Below are 19593 nucleotides of genomic sequence, written 5' to 3' on the forward strand. Positions count from 1 at the left end.
GCCCCATATGGCAGGGGCGCCGGCCCGCTCCGTTCCCGGCCGCGCCATTCCTTGGGAGAAGCGGCCATGACCGAGATCCGTGCCATCCCCCTCTGGGCCCTGCTTCTGTCCGGCTGCGCCAATGTCGAGCCGCCCTCCGTCCCGCCCGACCCGGCGGTGGCGGCCCGGGTGAAGTCGCTGTCGGACAGCGACCCCTGCAGCGACGCCTTCGCCGGGGTGCTGACCGCCTACCGCATCGCGCCGGACCGCCTCTCCGGCTTCGACCTGCCGCCGGTGTCACGCGACCATCCCGGCCTGCCGCTGCTGCGCCAGGCTTGGTTCAAGCTGTCCGGCGGCGGCAGCCTGGTGCTGGGCTACGATGCGGACCAGTGCCTGGTCACCGACATCACCCCGCGCGGCGGGGCGGCGCTGCCCGCCATCGGCTGAAGCCATTGAGGGGCGCGGCCGGCGCCCCATATCCGCTCAGGAAGGAGTGGTCCGTCCGGCCGCGCCTCGATCGACGGGAGACGGCCATGCACCCGATCCGAACCCTTGCCGTCGCCGGCCTCGTGCTGACCGGCTGCATCGCCGCGGCGCCGCCGGAGGCCGCGCCCGACCCGGCGCTGGCGGCGAAGCTGCGGCAGCTTTCCGACAACAATGCCTGCAGCGACCGCATCGCCGGGGCGCTGACCGCGGCGGGGATCACCGCCGACCGTGTCGCCGGCTACGACCTGGCGCCGGCGGCCACGGCCGGCCGGCGCAGCGGCGGGACGCGGCGGAACCTGCAGCGCCAGGCCTGGCTGAAGATGGCCGGCGGCGGCAATGTCGTGGTGCAGTTCGAGCCTTCGTCGTGCCGCATCGCCCTGCTCTACGCCCGCGACGGCGCGGTGCTGCCGGCGGCGGGCTGACCCGCCCTCACCGCGCCGCGAGGCGTTCCAGCAGCGGCACCATCGCCGCCGGATCCGGCATCGCGGCGATCTCTCGCGCCATCCGCGCCGCCGCCGCCCGATACGCCGGATCGGCCAGCACCGCCTGAGCCGCCTCGCCCACCATCGCCGGCGAGCAGCCGACCGGGTCGAGCACCCGGGCGACGCCGAGCGCGGCGCAGCGCCCGGCATTGGCCGGCTGGTCGGCGCCGATCGGCAGCAGCACCATCGGCACGCCATGGGCCAGCGCCCCGGTCACGCCGCCGGATCCGGCCTGCGACACCATCAGGCTGCAGCGCGGCAGCAGCAGCGACTGCGGCACATAACGCTCGATCCGGACATGGGGCGGCTGCGGCCCGAGCGAGGCCGGGTCGATCTCGCGCCCGGTGGTGACCACCAGGCTAACCGGCAGGTCGCTCAAGCCCACCACCACCCGCTCCAGCAGGTCGCCGGATTCGAGATGGAACACGGTGCCGAGCGTGGCGTAGACGACCGGCCGGTCCGCCGGCAGGGCGTCGAGCCAACCCGGCGCCTCTGCCGCGCCCTCCTCCGTCGCCGGGCGGATCAGCCGCGCCGTCGCCGGCAGCGGGAAGGCCGGATCGCGGAAGGCGGGCGGCACCGGCGACAGCACCAGGTGCCGGCGCAGCATCGCCAGATCCGGATCCGGCCCGAGGCCGTGCTCCGCCCGCAGCGCGTCCAGCGGCGCCCGCACCAGGTCGGGCCGGACCAGGGCGCCGGCGGCGATCACCAGCACCGAGGCGTGCGGCAGCCCCAGGCGCTCCGCCGCGACCATGGCGCCGAAATCCAGCTCGTCGCAGACCAGCAGGTCCGGCCGCCAGCGGCCGCAGAGATCCAGCAGGGCGGCGGCGCGGGCCCGCGCCGTCCGGCCGGCGAAGCCGTCGCGCACCGCCCGGTCCTCCTGGGCCGCATCATAGGCGAGCAGCGGTGTGCGCACCGGATCCGTGCGCAGCGTCTCGCCGCCGGTGGCGAAGGCGGTGAAGCCGGCGGCCTCGACCGCCCTGGTCATCGCCGGCTGGCCGGCGAAGGCGACGTCATGCCCGGCCGCCCGCACCGCCCGGGCGAGCGGCACCAGCGGCAGGAAATGCCCGCTGCCGCCGGCAAAGCTGAACAGGACGCGCATGACGATCTCCCGAACGGCGTTTTCAGAATCACGAACCCCTCGCCGTCATTGCGAGGAGGCGAAGCCGACGAATCCATCCAGGGGCCGGTTCGCACTGGCCCTGGATTGCTTCGCTTCGCTCGCAATGACGGTGAAGGGCTTTGTGAAGAGGTCCCCGGAGGCTGTCGAGACCTTCAGGATGCCCTGATCAAGCCCGGGCATGACAGGAGGAGAGGTGCTCAGGCGTTGGACAAAGAAAAACCCCCTCCGGCGGACCGGAGGGGGTTGGATCGGAGCTAAGCCCGGATCAGGCCGCCGCCTCGCCCGAGGGCAGGGCCGGCTCGCCGTCCTGCTCCTCGTGCTGCAGCCGCGCCTGGCGGTCGCGCTCGCCGGCGATCGCTCGCAGGCGGTTGACCACCGAGCCGGTGCCGGCCGGGATCAGGCGGCCGACGATGACGTTCTCCTTGAGACCGGCCAGGTCGTCGACCTTGCCGGAGACCGCCGCCTCGGTGAGGACGCGGGTGGTCTCCTGGAACGAGGCCGCCGAGATGAACGACTTGGTCTGCAGCGAGGCCTTGGTGATGCCCTGGAGCACCGAGACGCCCTTGGCCGGCCGCAGGTTCTCGCGGATCGTCTTCTCGTTCTCTTCCTCGAAGTCCTCGCGGTCGATCTGGTCGCCGATCAGCAAGGTGGTGTCGCCCACCTCGGTGATCTCGACCTTCTGCAGCATCTGGCGGACGATCACCTCGATGTGCTTGTCGTTGATCTTCACGCCCTGCAGCCGGTAGACGTCCTGGATCTCATTAACCAGGTAGTCCGCCAGCGCCTCGACGCCGAGGACCGACAGGATGTCGTGCGGCACCGGGTTGCCGTCCAGCAGCTGGTCGCCCTTGAGGACGTAGTCGCCTTCCTGCACCGAGATGTGCTTGCCCTTCGGAATGAGGTATTCGCGCTCGTCGCCCGACTCCTCGTTCCGCACGACGATGCGCCGCTTGGTCTTGTAGTCCTTGCCGAACTCGACCCGGCCATCGAGGTCCGAGATGATGGCGTAGTCCTTCGGCTTGCGGGCCTCGAACAGCTCGGCGACGCGCGGCAGACCGCCGGTGATGTCACGCGTCTTCGAGCCTTCGCGCGGGATACGGGCCAGCACGTCGCCGGCCTGCACCTGCGCGCCGTTCTCGACCTGCAGGATGGCGTCGACCGAGAGGAAGTAGCGCGCCTCGAGGCCGTTCGGCAGACGGATGACCTCGCCCTTCTCGTCGCGCAGGACGATGCGGGGCTTCAGCTGGTCGCCGCGCGGCTGCTGCCGCCAGTCGACCACCACCTTGGCCGAGATGCCGGTCTGCTCGTCGACGACCTCGCGCATCGAGACGCCTTCGACCAGGTCCATATAGGTCGCCGTGCCCGCCTTCTCGGTGATGATCGGCATGGTGTACGGATCCCACTCGGCCATCTTGCGGCCGCGCTCGATCTTCTCGCCGTCATCGACCAGCAGCTTGGCGCCGTAAGGCAGTCGATGGCGCGCCTTCTCGCGGCCCTGCCCGTCGACCAGCTGCAGTTCGCAGTTCCGGCTCATCACCACCAGGACGCCCTGGCCGTTCTTCACCACGTTGCGGTTCTTGATCTGGACCTTGGCGTCGAACGCCGCCTCGATCGCCGACTGCTCCGCACCGCGCTGGGCCGCGCCGCCGATGTGGAACGTCCGCATCGTCAGCTGGGTGCCCGGCTCACCGATCGACTGCGCCGCGATGACGCCGACGGCCTCGCCGATGTTCACCGTGGTGCCGCGGGCCAGGTCGCGGCCGTAGCACTTGCCGCAGATGCCGCCCTTGGTCTCGCAGGTCAGGGCCGACCGGATCAGCACCCGGTCGACGCCGGCCACCTCGACCGCTTCGACCAGCGCCTCGTCGATCAGCTCGCCGGCCTCGACCACGACCTCGCCGGTCAGCGGGTGCAGCACCGCCTCGCCGGCGCAACGGCCGAGGATGCGCTCGCCCAGCGGCACGATCACCTCACCGCCATCGATATGGGCGCTGGTGGTGATGCCGTTCTTGGTGCCGCAATCCTCCTCGATCACCACGCAATCCTGGGCGACGTCGACCAGGCGGCGGGTGAGGTAGCCCGAGTTCGCGGTCTTCAGGGCGGTGTCGGCCAGGCCCTTGCGGGCGCCGTGCGTCGAGTTGAAGTACTCGAGAACGGTCAGGCCTTCCTTGAAGTTCGAGATGATCGGCGTCTCGATGATCGAGCCGTCCGGCTTCGCCATCAGGCCGCGCATGCCGGCGAGCTGGCGGATCTGCGCCGCCGAACCGCGGGCGCCGGAATGGGCCATCATGTAGACCGAGTTCACCTGCCGGCTCGGGTCGGTGAGCGTGGCCTGGATCTCGGCCATCATCTCACGCGCCACCTCGTCGGTGGTGTTCGACCACACGTCGACCACCTTGTTGTACTTCTCGCCGCGGGTGATCAGGCCGTCGAGATACTGGTTCTCGTACTCCTTCACCAGCTCCGACGCCTTGGCGATCAGCTGCTCCTTCGCCTTCGGGATGACCATGTCATCCTTGCCGAAGGAGATGCCGGCGCGGCAGGCATGGGCGAAGCCCAGGCCCATCAGCCGGTCGCAGAAGATCACCGTCTCCTTCTGGCCGCAGTGGCGGTAGACGGTGTCGATGACGTTGGTGACGTCCTTCTTGGTCAAGAGCCGGTTGACCTGGCTGAACGGCACCGCCGGGTGCCGCGGCAGGATCTCCGACAGCAGCATCCGGCCCGGCGTGGTGGTGACGCGCTGGATGATGCTCTGGCCGTTCTCGTCGACCGTCTTGAACCGGGTCTTGATCCGGCTGTGCATGCCGATCACGCCGGCCGCCATCGCCTGCTCCATCTCGCCGATCGAGGCGAAACGGGGCACCTGGTGGGCGGTCAGCTTGCCCGACTTCAGCTTCTCGAACACCGCCTTGATGTCGGAGGCGTCGACCACATCCGCCGGCTTGGCCGGGTTCTGCAGGATGATGTCGTCATTCGTGATCGCCGCGGTCAGCGCCTCGATCCCGTCGATCGAAAGCGGCGCGCCGAGGCGGTCGTTGCGCTCCATCGACAGGTAGTAGATGCCGAGGACGATGTCCTGCGACGGCACGATGATCGGCTTGCCGTTGGCCGGGCTGAGGATGTTGTTGGTCGACATCATCAGCACGCGGGCCTCGAGCTGGGCCTCGAGCGCGAGCGGCACGTGCACGGCCATCTGGTCGCCGTCGAAATCGGCGTTGAAGGCGGTGCAGACCAGCGGGTGCAGCTGGATCGCCTTGCCCTCGATCAGGGTCGGCTCAAAGGCCTGGATGCCGAGGCGGTGCAGCGTCGGGGCGCGGTTCAAGAGGACCGGGTGCTCGCGGATGACCTCCTCGAGGATGTCCCAGACCTCCGGCCGCTCCTTCTCCACCATCCGCTTCGCGGCCTTGATGGTGGACGCCATGCCGTACAGCTCGAGCTTGTGGTAGATGAACGGCTTGAACAGCTCGAGCGCCATCTTCTTCGGCAGGCCGCACTGGTGGAGCTTCAGCTCCGGCCCGACGACGATGACCGAACGACCCGAATAGTCGACGCGCTTGCCGAGCAGGTTCTGGCGGAACCGGCCCTGCTTGCCCTTCAGCATGTCGCTGATCGACTTCAGCGGGCGCTTGTTGGCGCCGGTGATGACGCGGCCGCGGCGGCCGTTGTCGAACAGCGCGTCCACCGCCTCCTGCAGCATGCGCTTCTCGTTGCGCACGATGATGTCGGGCGCGCGCAGCTCGATCAGCCGCTTCAGGCGGTTGTTGCGGTTGATGACGCGGCGGTAGAGGTCATTGAGGTCCGACGTGGCGAAGCGGCCGCCGTCCAGGGGGACGAGCGGGCGCAGCTCCGGCGGAATCACCGGAACGACGTCGAGCACCATCCACTCCGGATGCGAGCCGGACTCGAGGAAGGCGTCGATCAGCTTCAGCCGCTTGACCAGCTTCTTGCGCTTGGCCTCGGAGCCGGTCTCGCGCAGCTCCTCACGGACCTTGACGCGCTCCTCCTCCAGGTCGATGCCCGAGAGCATGCCCTTCAGCGCCTCGGCGCCAATCTTGGCGGTGAACGCATCCTCGCCGTACTCGTCCTGGGCGCGAAGATACTCGTCCTCGGTGAGGAGCTGGTTCTTCTTCAGCGCGGTCAGGCCGGGCTCGACCACCACGAAGCTCTCGAAGTACAGGACCTTCTCGAGATCCTTGAGCGTCATGTCGACCATCAGGCCGATGCGCGACGGCAGCGACTTCAGGAACCAGATATGCGCCACCGGCGAGGCCAGCTCGATATGGCCCATGCGCTCGCGCCGGACCTTCGACAGCGTGACCTCGACGCCACACTTCTCGCAGATGATGCCGCGGTACTTCATGCGCTTGTACTTGCCGCACAAGCACTCGTAGTCCTTGATCGGACCGAAGATCCGGGCGCAGAACAGGCCGTCGCGCTCCGGCTTGAAGGTCCGGTAGTTGATCGTCTCCGGCTTCTTGATCTCGCCATAGGACCAGGAGCGGATGCGCTCCGGGCTGGCGATCTGGATCTTGATCTGGTCGAAGCTCTGCGGCGTCGAGACCTGGCCGACGAGATTCATCAACTCGTTCATGTACCTGCTCCCCCGGGGTAGGGACGGACAAAATGGGGTTCAGCGGCGGCCGATCCAAGGGGACCGGCCGCCGGAGACGGATCAGTAGTTGCGCTGCTCGAGCTCGACATTGAGGCCCAGCGACCGCAGCTCCTTCATCAGCACGTTGAAGGATTCGGGGATGCCGGCCTCGAAGTTGTCGTCGCCGCGGACGATCGCCTCGTAGACCTTGGTGCGGCCGGACACGTCGTCCGACTTCACCGTCAGCATCTCCTGCAGCGTGTACGCCGCGCCGTAGGCCTCGAGCGCCCACACCTCCATCTCGCCGAAGCGCTGGCCGCCGAACTGGGCCTTGCCGCCCAGCGGCTGCTGGGTGACCAGGCTGTACGGGCCGATCGACCGGGCGTGGATCTTGTCGTCCACCAGGTGATGCAGCTTCAGCATGTAGATGTAGCCGACGGTCACCTTGCGGGCGAACTGCTCGCCGGTGCGGCCGTCCTGCAGCGTGACCTGGCCCGAGGAGGCCAGGCCGGCCTTCTCCAGCATGTGGACGATGTCGTCCTCGCGGGCGCCGTCGAACACCGGCGTCGCCATCGGCACGCCCTTGCGCAGGTTGCCGGCCATCTCGACCAGCTCGTCCGCGGACATGTCCTCGATGTCGTCGTCGTACTGGGCCTTGCCGTAGACGTCCTTCAGCTTGCCCTGCAGCGCCTTCACCGTCTTGGCGTTGTCCTCACCGCGCCGGGCGTGGGCCTGGTACTGGTCGACGACCTCGCCGATCTGGCGGCCGATGCCGGCGGCCGCCCAGCCGAGATGGGTCTCCAGGATCTGGCCGACATTCATGCGGCTGGGCACGCCGAGCGGGTTCAGCACGAGGTCGACATGGGTGCCGTCCTCCAGGTAGGGCATATCCTCGATCGGCATGATCTTGGACACGACGCCCTTGTTGCCGTGGCGGCCGGCCATCTTGTCGCCGGGCTGCAGCTTGCGCTTCACCGCGACGAAGATCTTGACCATCTTCATCACGCCGGGCGGCAGCTCGTCACCGCGCTGCAGCTTCTCGACCTTGTTGTCGAACCGCGCCTCGAGGCCCTTCACCTGGTCGTCGAAGTGACGGCCCATGGCCTCGATATCGGCCATGCGCGCCTCGTCGGCGATGGTGATCTGGCGCCACTGGCCGCGGCTGAAGTCCTTCAGCTGCGCCTCGCCGATCTCGCCGCCGGTCTGGAAGCCCTTCGGGCCGGAGACCGAGGTCTGGCCCAGCAGCAGCTCCTTGAGGCGAGCGAAGAAGCTGCGCTCGAGGATCGCGCGCTCGCTGTCGCGGTCCTTGGCCAGCCGCTCGATCTCGGCCCGCTCGATCGCCAAAGCGCGCTCGTCCTTGTCGACGCCGCGGCGCGAGAACACCCGCACCTCGACGATCGTGCCGGTGACGCCCGGCGGCAGGCGCAGCGAGGTGTCGCGGACGTCGGACGCCTTCTCGCCGAAGATGGCGCGGAGCAGCTTCTCCTCCGGCGTCATCGGGCTCTCGCCCTTCGGCGTGACCTTGCCGACCAGGATGTCGCCCGGCTTCACCTCGGCGCCGATGTAGACGATGCCCGCCTCGTCGAGGTGGCGCAGCGCCTCTTCACCGACATTCGGGATGTCGCGGGTGATTTCCTCCTGGCCGAGCTTGGTGTCGCGCGCCATCACCTCGAATTCCTCGATGTGGATCGAGGTGAAGACGTCGTCCTTGACGATGCGCTCGGAGATGAGGATCGAGTCCTCGAAGTTGTAGCCGTTCCAGGGCATGAAGGCGACGAGCACGTTGCGGCCGAGCGCGAGCTCGCCGAGCTCGGTCGACGGGCCGTCGGCGATGATGTCGCCCTTGCGCACCCGGTCGCCCACGCGCACCAGCGGGCGCTGGGTGATGCAGGTGCTCTGGTTCGAGCGCTGGAACTTCAGCAGGTTGTAGATATCGACGGTCGACGACGCGCCTTCCGTGTCGGTCACCCGCACGACGATGCGGGTGGCGTCCACCGTGTCGATGATGCCGGCGCGGCGGGCGACGATGGTAACGCCGGAATCCCGGGCCACCGTGCCCTCCATGCCGGTGCCGACCAGCGGCGCGTCGGCGCGCACCAGCGGCACGGCCTGGCGCTGCATGTTCGAGCCCATCAGCGCGCGGTTGGCGTCGTCGTTCTCGAGGAACGGGATCAGCGCCGCGGCCACCGAGACGATCTGCTTCGGCGACACGTCCACCAGGTCGATCGATTCCGGCTTCGACATGATGTAGTCGCCGCCCTGCCGGCACGACACGAGGTCGCCGACGAAGCGGCCCTCCTCGTCCAGCTCGGCATTCGCCTGGGCGATGGTGTAGCGGCTCTCCTCCATCGCCGAGAGGTAGATCACCTCGTCGGTGACGCGGCCGTCCGCCATCTTGCGGTACGGGCTCTCGATGAAGCCGTACTTGTTCACCCGGGCATAGGTGGCCAGCGAGTTGATCAGGCCGATATTCGGGCCTTCCGGCGTCTCGATCGGGCAGATCCGGCCGTAATGGGTCGGGTGCACGTCGCGCACCTCGAAGCCGGCGCGCTCGCGGGTCAGACCGCCCGGCCCGAGGGCCGAGAGGCGCCGCTTGTGCGTGATCTCGGACAGCGGGTTGGTCTGGTCCATGAACTGGCTGAGCTGCGAGGAGCCGAAGAACTCCCGCACCGCCGCCGCCGCCGGCTTCGCGTTGATCAGGTCGTGCGGCATGATCGTGTCGATGTCGACCGACGACATGCGCTCGCGGATCGCGCGCTCCATGCGCAGCAGGCCGACGCGGTACTGGTTCTCCATCAGCTCGCCGACCGAGCGGACACGGCGGTTGCCGAGGTTGTCGATGTCGTCGATCTCGCCGCGGCCGTCCTTCAGGTCGACCAGGATCTTCAGGATCGACAGGATGTCGTCCTTGCGCAGCACGCGCAGCTGGTCGTCGGTCTCGAAGCCCAGGCGCGCGTTCATCTTCACCCGGCCGACGGCCGAGAGGTCGTAGCGCTCCTGGTCGAAGAACAGGCCGTTGAACAGCGCCTCGGCGCTCTCCAGCGTCGGCGGCTCGCCCGGGCGCATGACGCGGTAGATGTCGATCAGCGCGTCCTCGCGGGAGGCGTTGCGGTCGATCGCCAGGGTCGAACGGAGATACGGGCCGACATTGACGTGGTCGATCGCCAGCACGGTCAGGGTGTCGAAACCCTTCTCCTCGAACAGGTCGAGGACGGCCTGGGTGACCTCGTCACCGGCCTCGAAGAAGACCTCGCCGGTCTGCTCGTCGATCACGTCGCCGGCCAGGTAGCGGCCGGCCAGGTCCTCGGCCGGGACCAGGATCTCGGTGACGCCCTGCTCGGCCAGCTTCTTGATGACGCGGGGGGTCATCTTGGTGTCGGCTTGCGCCACCACCTCGCCCGAGGCGGCGTCGACCAGGTCGGCCGTCAGCTTGACGCCCTTCAGGCGCTCGCCGTCGAAGGCGGTCTTCCAGCCGTCCTTGGCGCGCTTGTACTCGACGCTGTCATAGAACCAGGCGAGGATCTCCTCGCGGCTCATGCCCTGCGCCTCATAGGGCTGCAGGCCGCGGCCTTCCTTCGCCCGCGCCTGGCGCAGGGTGGCGGTCTCGGCCGAATCCAGCGCCATCAGCAGCGTGGTGGTCGGCAGCTTGCGGCGGCGGTCGATGCGGACATAGAGGTGGTCCTTGGCGTCGAACTCGAAGTCGAGCCAGGAGCCGCGATAGGGGATGACGCGGGCCGCGAACAGGTACTTGCCCGAGGAATGGGTCTTGCCGCGGTCATGGTCGAAGAACACGCCCGGGCTGCGGTGCATCTGGCTGACGATGACGCGCTCGGTGCCGTTGATGATGAAGGTGCCGTTCGCCGTCATGAGCGGCATGTCGCCCATGTAGACGTCCTGCTCCTTGATGTCGCGGATCGAGCGCAGGCCCGTGTCCTCCTCGACATCGAACACGGTCAGGCGCAGCGTCACCTTCAGCGGCGCGGCGAAGGTCATGCCCCGCTGCTGGCACTCCTCGACGTCGTATTTCGGCTCTTCGAGCTCGTAGGAAACAAAATCGAGCTCGGCGCGTTCAGAGAAGTCCTTGATCGGGAACACCGACCGGAACACCTCCTGCAGGCCCACGACGGCACGGGCCGCCGGCTTGACGTTCATCTGCAGGAACTGATCGTAGGAGCTGCGCTGCACCTCGATCAGGTTGGGCATCTGGGCGACCTCGGGGATCCGCCCGAAACTCTTGCGGACGCGCTTACGGCCGGTGAAGGTCTGAGCCATGTGAGCCCCTCGTTTCCAACAAATGCCGAACAGGTACGGAACACAAACGCCCGTTCGCGGCCGACCCCGAGGGATCGGCCGCGCCCGGACTACAGTGACAAAACAGCTTGAAGTGCCACGCGGGTCTTACTTGACGTCGACCTTGGCGCCGGCTTCCTCGAGCTGCTTCTTGATCTTGGCGGCCTCGTCCTTCGACACGCCTTCCTTGACGGGCTTCGGCGCGCCTTCGACGAGGTCCTTGGCCTCCTTGAGGCCGAGGCCGGTGATCGCACGGACCTCCTTGATCACGTTGATCTTCTTCTCGCCGGCATCCGCGAGGATGACGTTGAACTCGGTCTGCTCCTCGGCCGGAGCGGCAGCGGCGGCACCACCGGCCGGGGCGGCGGCAACCGCGACCGGAGCGGCGGCGGACACGCCCCACTTCTCCTCGAGCAGCTTCGAGAGCTCAGCGGCCTCGAGGACCGTCAGGCTCGACAGATCGTCGACGAGCTTTGCGAGATCAGCCATTTCTTTCTCCTAAGACTTGGGTCTTCTGGGTACGGTTTCAACAGGTGCGGCTCTATGCCGCCTCGTCCTTCTTGGCATAGGCCCCGAAGACGCGGGCGAGCTGCCCGGCCGGAGCCTGCAGAACACCGGCGATACGGGTCGCCGGGGTCTGGATCATGCCCACCAGCTTCGCCCGCAGCTCGTCGAGCGACGGCAGCGAAGCGAGAGCCTCGACACCCTTCTGATCGAGCAGCTGAGAACCGAGTCCGCCGCCGATGATCTGCAGCTTGTCGTTCTTCTTGGCGTAGTCGACCGCCACCTTCGCCGCCGCGACCGCGTCCTGGGAGAACGCGATGGCGGTCGGGCCGGTGAACAGGTCGGCCAGATGCTCGAACTGGGTGCCCTGAAGGGCGATGCGGGCGAGCCGGTTCTTGGTCACGCGGAACGAGGCCCCCGCCGCGAGCATTTGCCGCCGGAGATCGGTCGACTCGGCCACCGTCATCCCGCCTTGGCGGGTGACGACAACCGTGTACGCCGTCCGGAACGACTCCTGCAGCGCGGCGATCTTCTCGGTCTTCTGTGTACGGTTCACGGATCGCCTCCGTTGTCGGGGCCCCGTCCCGGCCGAAGCCGGCCCGGAACCCCAGTCCACACTGGACCGGCCCTTGGGCTGATGCGCCCGGTACCGATCCGCTCTCCTGTCCCAGAAGTCCAAGCCCCGTACGACGGCCGGGCCGAGGCCCGGTCGCCGACGTTGATTGGGTTTGACTCCCGTCTATGCAGGTGGGTTTTAAGCGCCTCGCGACGCCCCTGCAGTCTCGGACAGGTTCGGGCAGGCCGAAGCCCACCCTAGCCGTCGCCCGTTGCCGGGCGACGTATCTTGTAAATGGCCCCTTGCGGGGCCCCGCCGCCCGTTGCCGGGCGGCGTATTCCTCAGGCGCCGGCGCCCTCGTGCAGCTTCTGCAGGTCCAGCTTGTAGCCCGGGCCCATGGTCGAGGTGACGGTCACCTTCTTGAGGTAGGTGCCCTTCGCCCCGCTGGGCTTGGCGCGCTGGATCGCCTCGACGAAGGCGCGGATGTTGCCGACCAGCGCCTCTTCCGTGAAGCTGGCCTTGCCGACGCCGGCATGGACGATGCCCGCCTTCTCGGCCCGGAACTCCACCGCGCCGCCCTTGGCGGCCTTGACCGCGCCGGCGACGTCGGGGGTGACGGTGCCCAGCTTCGGGTTCGGCATCAGGCCGCGGGGGCCCAGCACCTTACCGAGGCGGCCGACCAGGCCCATCATGTCCGGGGTGGCGATGCAGCGGTCGAAGTCGCTGCGGCCATCCTGGATCTCCTTGGCCAGATCGTCGGCGCCGACGATGTCGGCCCCGGCGGCCAGGGCCTGCTCGGCCTTGTCGCCACGGGCGAACACCAGGACGCGGACGGTCTTGCCGGTGCCGTTCGGCAGCTGCACGACGCCGCGGACCATCTGGTCGGCGTGGCGCGGGTCGACGCCGAGATTCATCGCGATCTCGACGGTCTCGTCGAACTTCGCCGTGGCCGACGCCTTCAGCATCTTGACGGCCTGGGCCAGCTCGTAGGTCGCCTCGGGGTTCAGACCCTTGGTCGCGGCGCGGATGCGCTTGGAAACCTTCGCCATGCCGATTACTCCACCACCTCGATGCCCATCGACCGGGCGGAGCCCTTGATCATCTGGGCAGCCGCATCGACGTCGTTCGCGTTGAGATCCTTCATCTTGATCTCGGCGATCTCGCGGATCTGCTTCATCGTGATCTTGCCGACCGTGGCGCCCTTGCCCGGCGTCTGGCTGCCCTTGTCGAGCCCGGCGGCCTTCTTGATGAAGTAGGTGTTCGGCGGCGTCTTGGTGACGAAGGTGAACGTCCGGTCCGCATAGGCCGTGATCACGACCGGGATCGGCATCCCCTTCTCGAGATTCTGGGTCAGCGCGTTGAACGCCTTGCAGAACTCCATGATGTTCAGACCGCGCTGGCCCAGCGCCGGGCCGATCGGCGGCGACGGGTTGGCGGCGCCCGCGGGCACCTGCAGCTTGATCTGTCCTACGACCTTCTTTGCCATCTCATATCCCTCAACAACTGATCCCTCCGGTGGAACCGGAGGGATGGGGAAGCGCGGTCACGACCCCCGGAGGACTTCCCGGGAGGGTCTCCCGCGCCGCTCCCCCGCGCCCTGGAGCGCGGGGTATCCGACGACGATCAATGGACCGTCACGAAACCTTCTCGACCTGCGTGTACTCTAGCTCCACCGGAGTCGCACGGCCGAAGATCGACACCGCGACCTTGAGCCGCGAACGTTCCTCGTCCACCTCCTCCACCACGCCGTTGAAGCTGGTGAAGGGGCCGTCGGCCACGCGCACCGTCTCGCCGACCTCGAAGATGATGGACGGCTTCGGCCGCTCCACGCCTTCCTGGACCTGCTGCATGATCCGCATCGCCTCGGCCTCGCTGATCGGGATCGGCTTGTTGCCGGACCCGAGGAAGCCGGTGACCTTCGGCGTGTTCTTGACCAGATGCCAGGCCCGGTCGGACAGCTCCATCTTGAGCAGCACGTAGCCGGGGAAGAACTTGCGCTCGGTGTTGACCTTCTGGCCGCGGCGGATCTCGACGACCTCCTCGGTCGGCACGACGATCTGCTCGAAATGGTCGGCCAGGCCCTTCTGCTCGGCCTGCTCGCGGATCGACTCCGCGACCTTCTTCTCGAAATTCGAATAGACGTGCAGCACGTACCAGCGCGTCGCCATGGGTCAGCTCCCCATGCCGATGATCGACGTCACCGCCCAGCCGGCGATCCAGTCGACCAGCAGGAAGAAGATCGACATGAGGATGACGAACACGAACACCATGCCGGTGGTGATCGCGGTCTCCTTCCGTGTCGGCCAGGTGACCTTCGCGGTCTCCTGCCGGACCTGCCTGAAGAACTGGACGGGGCTGGTCTTGGCCATGTCTACCAATCAAATCGCCGGTCAGTCTGGACGCCAAAAGGGGCGGGTTTGGCAGGAGTGGAGGGTTTCGAACCCCCAGCCTTCGGTTTTGGAGACCGACGCTCTACCAGTTGAGCTACACTCCTCCGGGAACCGCCCTGCCTTCAGGAAACACGACGAGGCACGCTCGCCGCCCTGACCGCGGAGCGAACGGTCTTCTAGCGGAAGCGCCGGACAGAATCAACACCCTGTTCGGAACCCCCGTCGGATTTCTCTCAGGCCGCCCGTTCCGCCCCTCGTCCGGCCCCGGCGGCGATGTCGATGAACAGGCGGTGCACCCGTCGGTCGGCCGACAGCTCGGGATGAAATGTCGCGGCCAGCAGCCGGCCCTGGCGCACCAGCACCGGGTCGCCGTCGCGCTCGGCCAGCACCTCGACGCCGGGGCCGATCACGGCGATGCGCGGCGCCCGGATGTACACCGCCTCCAGCGGACCGCCCGGCAGCGCGGTCGGCGTCTCCAGGATCGCCGAATCGATCTGCCTCCCATAGGCGTTGCGCTCGACCGTGGCGTCGAGCACGCCGAGACTCCTCTGCTCCGGCCGCAGCACCCGCCGGGCCAGCAGGATGCAGCCGGCGCAGGTGCCGAAGACCGGCATCGTCCAGACGAAGGCGCTGAGCGCCTCGTACATCCCGTCGCGGGCCGCCAGCTTCAGCAGCGCGCTCGACTCGCCGCCCGGGATCACCAGGCCGGCGAGGCCTTCGAGATGGGCCGGCAGGCGAACCGGGACCGCCTCGGCCCCGGCCTCGCCCAGCGCCCTGGCATGGGCCTCGAAATCGCCCTGCAGCGCCAGCACGCCGATGCGCGGCGTGCCCCTGCCCCGCCCGGTCACCATCCGCGGGTCTGCAGCAGCTGGGCCGGCTCCAGCGCCGACACCGCCAGGCCCTTCATCGCGCCCTGGCACTCGGCGCTGGCCTCGGCCAGGATCGCCGCGTCCTCGTAATGGGTGGTGGCGCGGACGATGGCACGGGCGCGGCGCTCCGCCTCCTCCGGCTCGGCGAAGGTGCGCGAATCCTGCATGAAGATGCCGGAGCCGACGAACACGGCCTCGGCGCCCAGCTGCCGCACCAGGGCGGCATCGGCCGGGGTGGCGATGCCGCCGGCGGAGAAGTTCGGCACCGGCAGCCGGCCGGTCTCGGCCACCAGCCGCACCAGCTCATAGGGCGCGCCCAGCTCCTTGGCGGCGGTGTACAGCTCTTCCGGCCGCAGCACGGTCAGGCCGCGGATGTCCCGGCTGATCTGGCGCAGATGCTGCACCGCATGGACCACGTCGCCGGTGCCGGCCTCGCCCTTGGTGCGGATCATCGCCGCGCCCTCGGCGATGCGGCGCAGCGCCTCGCCCAGGTTGCGGGCGCCGCAGACGAAGGGGGTGGTGAAGGCCTGCTTGTCGACGTGGTTCGCCTCGTCGGCCGGGGTCAGGACCTCGGATTCGTCGATGAAGTCGACGCCGAGCGACTGCAGGATCTGCGCCTCGGCGAAATGGCCGATGCGGCACTTGGCCATCACCGGAATCGACACCGTGCCCAGGATCTCCTTGATCTTGAGCGGCGAGGCCATGCGGGCGACGCCACCCTCGGCCCGGATCTGCGCCGGCACCCGCTCCAGCGCCATCACCGCGACGGCGCCGGCCCGTTCGGCAATCTCGGCCTGGCGGGCGTCGGTGACGTCCATGATGACGCCGCCCTTGAGCATCTCGGCCAGGCCGGTCTTGAGGCGCAGGGCCTGGGGGGAATGGGTGCCGTTGGTGCCGTTCGTGGTCATGGGTCTCTCCGAAAGAACTGACGGAGACGCTAGGCTTCCGACGGTGGTCGGAGAAGATCCACCAAACTGCCAATTTCATGGATCCAATTCGGACCTGGATCACGGCGGGCTTCCGGGCAGTGGATTCGGATTCTGAGAGAAACGATGGATCCAGTTCAGGCTGCGCCGCCGCGGCGAAAGGACTGCACCACCTCGCGCAGCAGGGCCACGCCCTGGCGGATATCCGCCTCCTCCAGCGCGGCGTAGCCCATCAGGAAGCTGGCGCCGGCCTCGCCGATCCCGGCCGGAACGATGCCGACCGAGCGCAGCGCCGCCGCCTCGGCGACGCTGCCGGCCAGGGTGGCCGGGATGTCGCGGAAGCGGACCACCACATGCAGCCCGGCCTTCGCGCCCTCGATCGCCACGGCCGCGCCGAAGCCGGCCTTCAGCGCCGCCACCAGCGCGTCGCGGCGGCGCTGATTGCGCCGGCGGGTGCGGCGGATGTGGCGCTCGAAATGGCCGTCGCGGATGAGATGGGCGAACACCGCCTGATCGAGCGAGGCGGTGTGCCGGTCGGTCAGCTGCTTGGCCTGCAGGAACGGCTCCACCAGCTCCGGCGGCAGCACCATGTAGCCGAGGCGCAGCCCGGGCGAGAGCACCTTGGACACGGTGCCGGAGTAGATCACGAGGCCGGCGCGGTCGAGCGCCTGCAGCGATTCCACCGGCCGGCCCTCATAGCGGTACTCGCTGTCGTAGTCGTCCTCGAACACATAGGTGCCGCCGCGCCCGGCCCAGTCCAGCAGGGCTAGGCGGCGCGCCGCCGGCATCACCCCGCCGGTCGGGAACTGGTGGCCCGGCGTCACATGCGCCAGCCGCGCCCCGGCCTCCGGCGGCGGCAGCAGGGCGGTGTCCAGCCCGTCGGCGTCGACCGGCACCGGCAGCAGCCGGGCGCCGATCGCCTCCACCGCCAGCCGGGCGCCGCTGTAGCCCGGATCCTCGACCACCACCGTGTCGCCGGGGTCGACCAGCACGCGCAGTGCCAGGTCGACCGCCTGCTGCGAGCCGTTGACGATTAGGATCTGCTCCGGCCGGGCCCGCACCGCCCGGGCGCGGCCGAGATAGTCGGACAGGGCGGCGCGCAGCTCCGGCAGGCCCTGCGGGTTCTCGTAGAGATAGGGCTTGCCGGCGCGGCGGCGGATCTCGCGCAGCAGCAGGCTGCGCCAGATGTCGGCCGGGAAGTCGGCGGCGCTGACGGTGCCGTAATGGAAGCTGTAGCGCAGCCCGGCGCGGCGGGTCAGCGCGTCGGTGTCGAGGCCACGCAGCCGCTGGCTGTAGCGCGACAGCCGGGGCGCGCGGTGCGCCTCGGCCGGGGTCGTGGCGGCCGGGCGCGGGGCGGCGCCGGCCGGCAGCGCCGCGCCGACGAAGGTGCCGGCGCCCGGCCGGCTCTCGAGATAGCCCTCGGCCAGCAGCTGCTCATAGGCCAGCAGCACGGTGTTGCGCGCGATCGCGAACTGGTCGGCCAGCGCCCGGGACGAGGGCAGCCGGCTGCCCGGCGCGGCGTCGCCGCTCAGGATCGACGCCTTGAGCTGGTCGTAGATCTGGGTCTGCAGCGGGGCGTCGCGGTCGAGGCGAAACAGCATGGCCGTATTCTCAGGCATTGCCCGAAACGACGAAAGGGCGGGGAGAACCCCGCCCTTCCGCTTGATCGTTCACCGGATGCCGCGGGCGCGGCGCCCGGATCAGGCGATGATCTTGGCGACGACGCCGGCGCCGACGGTGCGGCCGCCCTCGCGGATGGCGAAGCGCAGGCCCTCGTCCATGGCGATCGGCGCGATCAGCTTCACCGTCATCGAGATGTTGTCGCCCGGCATCACCATCTCGGTGCCTTCCGGCAGCGACACCACGCCGGTCACGTCCGTCGTCCGGAAGTAGAACTGCGGACGGTAGTTGGTGAAGAACGGCGTGTGACGGCCGCCCTNCTTCCGGCAGCGACACCACGCCGGTCACGTCCGTCGTCCGGAAGTAGAACTGCGGACGGTAGTTGGTGAAGAACGGCGTGTGACGGCCGCCCTCTTCCTTCGTCAGGATGTACGCCTCGGCCGTGAACTCCGTGTGCGGCGTGATCGACCCCGGCTTCGCCAGGACCTGGCCGCGCTCCACATCCTCACGCTTGGTGCCGCGCAGCAGCGCGCCGATGTTGTCGCCCGCCTCGCCCTGGTCCAGCAGCTTGCGGAACATCTCGACGCCCGTGCAGGTCGTCTTCTGCGTCGCACGGATGCCGACGATCTCGATTTCCTCGCCGACCTTCACCACGCCGCGCTCGACCCGGCCCGTCACCACCGTGCCGCGGCCCGAGATCGAGAACACGTCCTCGATCGGCATCAGGAATGGCTTGTCCTTCGGACGCTCCGGCTGCGGGATGTACGCGTCCACCTGCTTCATCAGCTCCAGGATCGCGTCGCGGCCCAGCTTCGCGTCGCCGTCCTCCAGCGCCACCAGCGCCGAGCCCGGCACGATCGGAATGTCGTCGCCGGGGAAATCGTAGCTCGACAGCAGCTCGCGCACCTCGAGCTCCACCAGCTCCAACAGCTCCGCGTCGTCGACCATGTCGACCTTGTTCAGGAACACCACCAGCGCCGGAACGCCCACCTGGCGCGCCAGCAGGATGTGCTCGCGCGTCTGCGGCATCGGGCCATCGGCCGCCGACACCACCAGGATCGCGCCGTCCATCTGCGCCGCGCCCGTGATCATGTTCTTCACGTAGTCGGCGTGGCCCGGGCAGTCCACATGCGCGTAGTGACGGTTGTCCGTCTCGTACTCCACATGCGCCGTCGAGATCGTGATCCCCCGCGCCTTCTCTTCCGGCGCCTTGTCGATCTGGTCGTACGCCGTGAACGTCGCCCCGCCCTTCTCCGCCAGCACCTTCGTGATCGCCGCCGTCAGCGACGTCTTACCATGGTCCACGTGACCAATCGTGCCGATGTTGCAGTGCGGCTTCGTCCGCTCAAACTTCGCCTTCGCCATTCTCTCGAAACCCTAGTCGTTCGCAGTTGGGACTTGTGGATCCTCGGGACTGGAGCGGGTGAAGGGAATCGAACCCTCGTATTCAGCTTGGAAGGCTGCTGCTCTACCATTGAGCTACACCCGCCCGGAGGTCCGGGGACGCGCCATGTCCTCGACCGTGACTTCGAAGCCAAGCGGGCTTTGGTGGAGGGGGCTGGATTCGAACCAGCGTACGCTATGCGGGCAGATTTACAGTCTGCTGCCTTTAACCACTCGGCCACCCCTCCAAAGGGCTTCGCCGCACGGCTCGGCGAATGGCGGGGCGGAATATCGACATCCCGGCGAGGAAGTCAAGCATGCGTGATGCGAAAATCGTAAACTTGACCCCGCCCGCCCCACAGCGCACAGGACGGCGATGACCCGCACTCCCCAGAAC

14 protein-coding genes, 3 tRNA genes and 1 pseudogene are annotated in these 19593 nt (G+C 68.5%); 2 read left to right on the forward strand and 16 right to left on the reverse strand.

The features are described 5' to 3' along the window. Positions 1–66 precede the first annotated feature (66 nt). Positions 67–426, forward strand: coding sequence for a hypothetical protein (locus BWR60_RS19575; RefSeq protein WP_088152698.1), 360 nt, complete (start codon positions 67–69; stop codon positions 424–426). 86 nt (positions 427–512) lie between these two features. Further along, positions 513–887 carry a hypothetical protein gene (locus BWR60_RS19580; protein ID WP_088152699.1) on the forward strand — a complete coding sequence of 125 codons (375 nt, stop codon included), beginning with the start codon at positions 513–515 and terminating at the stop codon, positions 885–887. A gap of 7 nt (positions 888–894) precedes the next feature. Here the strand turns inward: BWR60_RS19580 and BWR60_RS19585 are convergent, their stop codons facing one another. The 16 genes and pseudogenes from BWR60_RS19585 to BWR60_RS19660 all read right to left on the reverse strand — a co-directional run bounded on the left by BWR60_RS19585 (position 895) and on the right by BWR60_RS19660 (position 19444). Then, positions 895–2046 (reverse strand): glycosyltransferase, encoded by a 1152-nt coding sequence (locus BWR60_RS19585; RefSeq protein ID WP_088152700.1) that lies wholly within the window; start codon positions 2044–2046, stop codon positions 895–897. A gap of 286 nt (positions 2047–2332) precedes the next feature. After that, positions 2333–6658, reverse strand: a complete 4326-nt coding sequence (gene rpoC, locus BWR60_RS19590) for a DNA-directed RNA polymerase subunit beta' (RefSeq protein WP_088152701.1) — start codon at positions 6656–6658, stop codon at positions 2333–2335. Positions 6659–6739: 81 nt separating this feature from the next. After that, positions 6740–10930 (reverse strand): DNA-directed RNA polymerase subunit beta, encoded by a 4191-nt coding sequence (gene rpoB / locus BWR60_RS19595; RefSeq protein ID WP_088152702.1) that lies wholly within the window; start codon positions 10928–10930, stop codon positions 6740–6742. A 126-nt stretch (positions 10931–11056) separates the two neighbouring features. Continuing rightward, entirely contained in the window at positions 11057–11437 is a 381-nt protein-coding gene (rplL, locus tag BWR60_RS19600; protein WP_088152703.1) for a 50S ribosomal protein L7/L12, read from the reverse strand. Between the two features lie 52 nt (positions 11438–11489). Then, positions 11490–12008 (reverse strand): 50S ribosomal protein L10, encoded by a 519-nt coding sequence (rplJ, locus tag BWR60_RS19605; protein WP_034834686.1) that lies wholly within the window; start codon positions 12006–12008, stop codon positions 11490–11492. A 341-nt stretch (positions 12009–12349) separates the two neighbouring features. Continuing rightward, positions 12350–13057 carry a 50S ribosomal protein L1 gene (gene rplA, locus BWR60_RS19610; protein WP_088152704.1) on the reverse strand — a complete coding sequence of 236 codons (708 nt, stop codon included), beginning with the start codon at positions 13055–13057 and terminating at the stop codon, positions 12350–12352. A 5-nt stretch (positions 13058–13062) separates the two neighbouring features. Beyond that, positions 13063–13494, reverse strand: coding sequence for a 50S ribosomal protein L11 (gene rplK, locus BWR60_RS19615; RefSeq protein ID WP_088152705.1), 432 nt, complete (start codon positions 13492–13494; stop codon positions 13063–13065). Between the two features lie 148 nt (positions 13495–13642). Then, entirely contained in the window at positions 13643–14176 is a 534-nt protein-coding gene (gene nusG / locus BWR60_RS19620) for a transcription termination/antitermination protein NusG (RefSeq protein ID WP_088152706.1), read from the reverse strand. A 3-nt stretch (positions 14177–14179) separates the two neighbouring features. Continuing rightward, on the reverse strand, positions 14180–14377 hold the full coding sequence (gene secE, locus BWR60_RS19625; RefSeq protein WP_088152707.1) for a preprotein translocase subunit SecE: 198 nt from the start codon (positions 14375–14377) through the stop codon (positions 14180–14182). Between the two features lie 49 nt (positions 14378–14426). Beyond that, positions 14427–14502, reverse strand: a tRNA-Trp gene (locus BWR60_RS19630). A gap of 129 nt (positions 14503–14631) precedes the next feature. Beyond that, the gene (gene pdxT, locus BWR60_RS19635; protein ID WP_088152708.1) at positions 14632–15249 is read right to left on the reverse strand and encodes a pyridoxal 5'-phosphate synthase glutaminase subunit PdxT; all 618 of its coding nucleotides are present in this window, start codon (positions 15247–15249) and stop codon (positions 14632–14634) included. Then, positions 15243–16175 (reverse strand): pyridoxal 5'-phosphate synthase lyase subunit PdxS, encoded by a 933-nt coding sequence (gene pdxS, locus BWR60_RS19640; protein WP_088152709.1) that lies wholly within the window; start codon positions 16173–16175, stop codon positions 15243–15245. Before pdxS ends, pdxT begins: the two co-directional genes overlap by 7 nt. Before the next feature lie 155 nt (positions 16176–16330). Further along, complete coding sequence (locus BWR60_RS19645; RefSeq protein WP_179221843.1) at positions 16331–17794, reverse strand: PLP-dependent aminotransferase family protein; 1464 nt, start codon at positions 17792–17794, stop codon at positions 16331–16333. A gap of 99 nt (positions 17795–17893) precedes the next feature. Next, positions 17894–19178 (reverse strand): annotated as a pseudogene (gene tuf, locus BWR60_RS19650) (elongation factor Tu). 50 nt (positions 19179–19228) lie between these two features. Continuing rightward, positions 19229–19302: transfer RNA gene (locus tag BWR60_RS19655), tRNA-Gly, on the reverse strand. A 57-nt stretch (positions 19303–19359) separates the two neighbouring features. Beyond that, a tRNA-Tyr gene (locus BWR60_RS19660) sits at positions 19360–19444 on the reverse strand. Positions 19445–19593: the final 149 nt, after the last annotated feature.

Origin of the sequence: Inquilinus limosus (assembly GCF_002195995.1) — a bacterium.
Lineage (GTDB): Bacteria > Pseudomonadota > Alphaproteobacteria > DSM-16000 > Inquilinaceae > Inquilinus > Inquilinus limosus_C.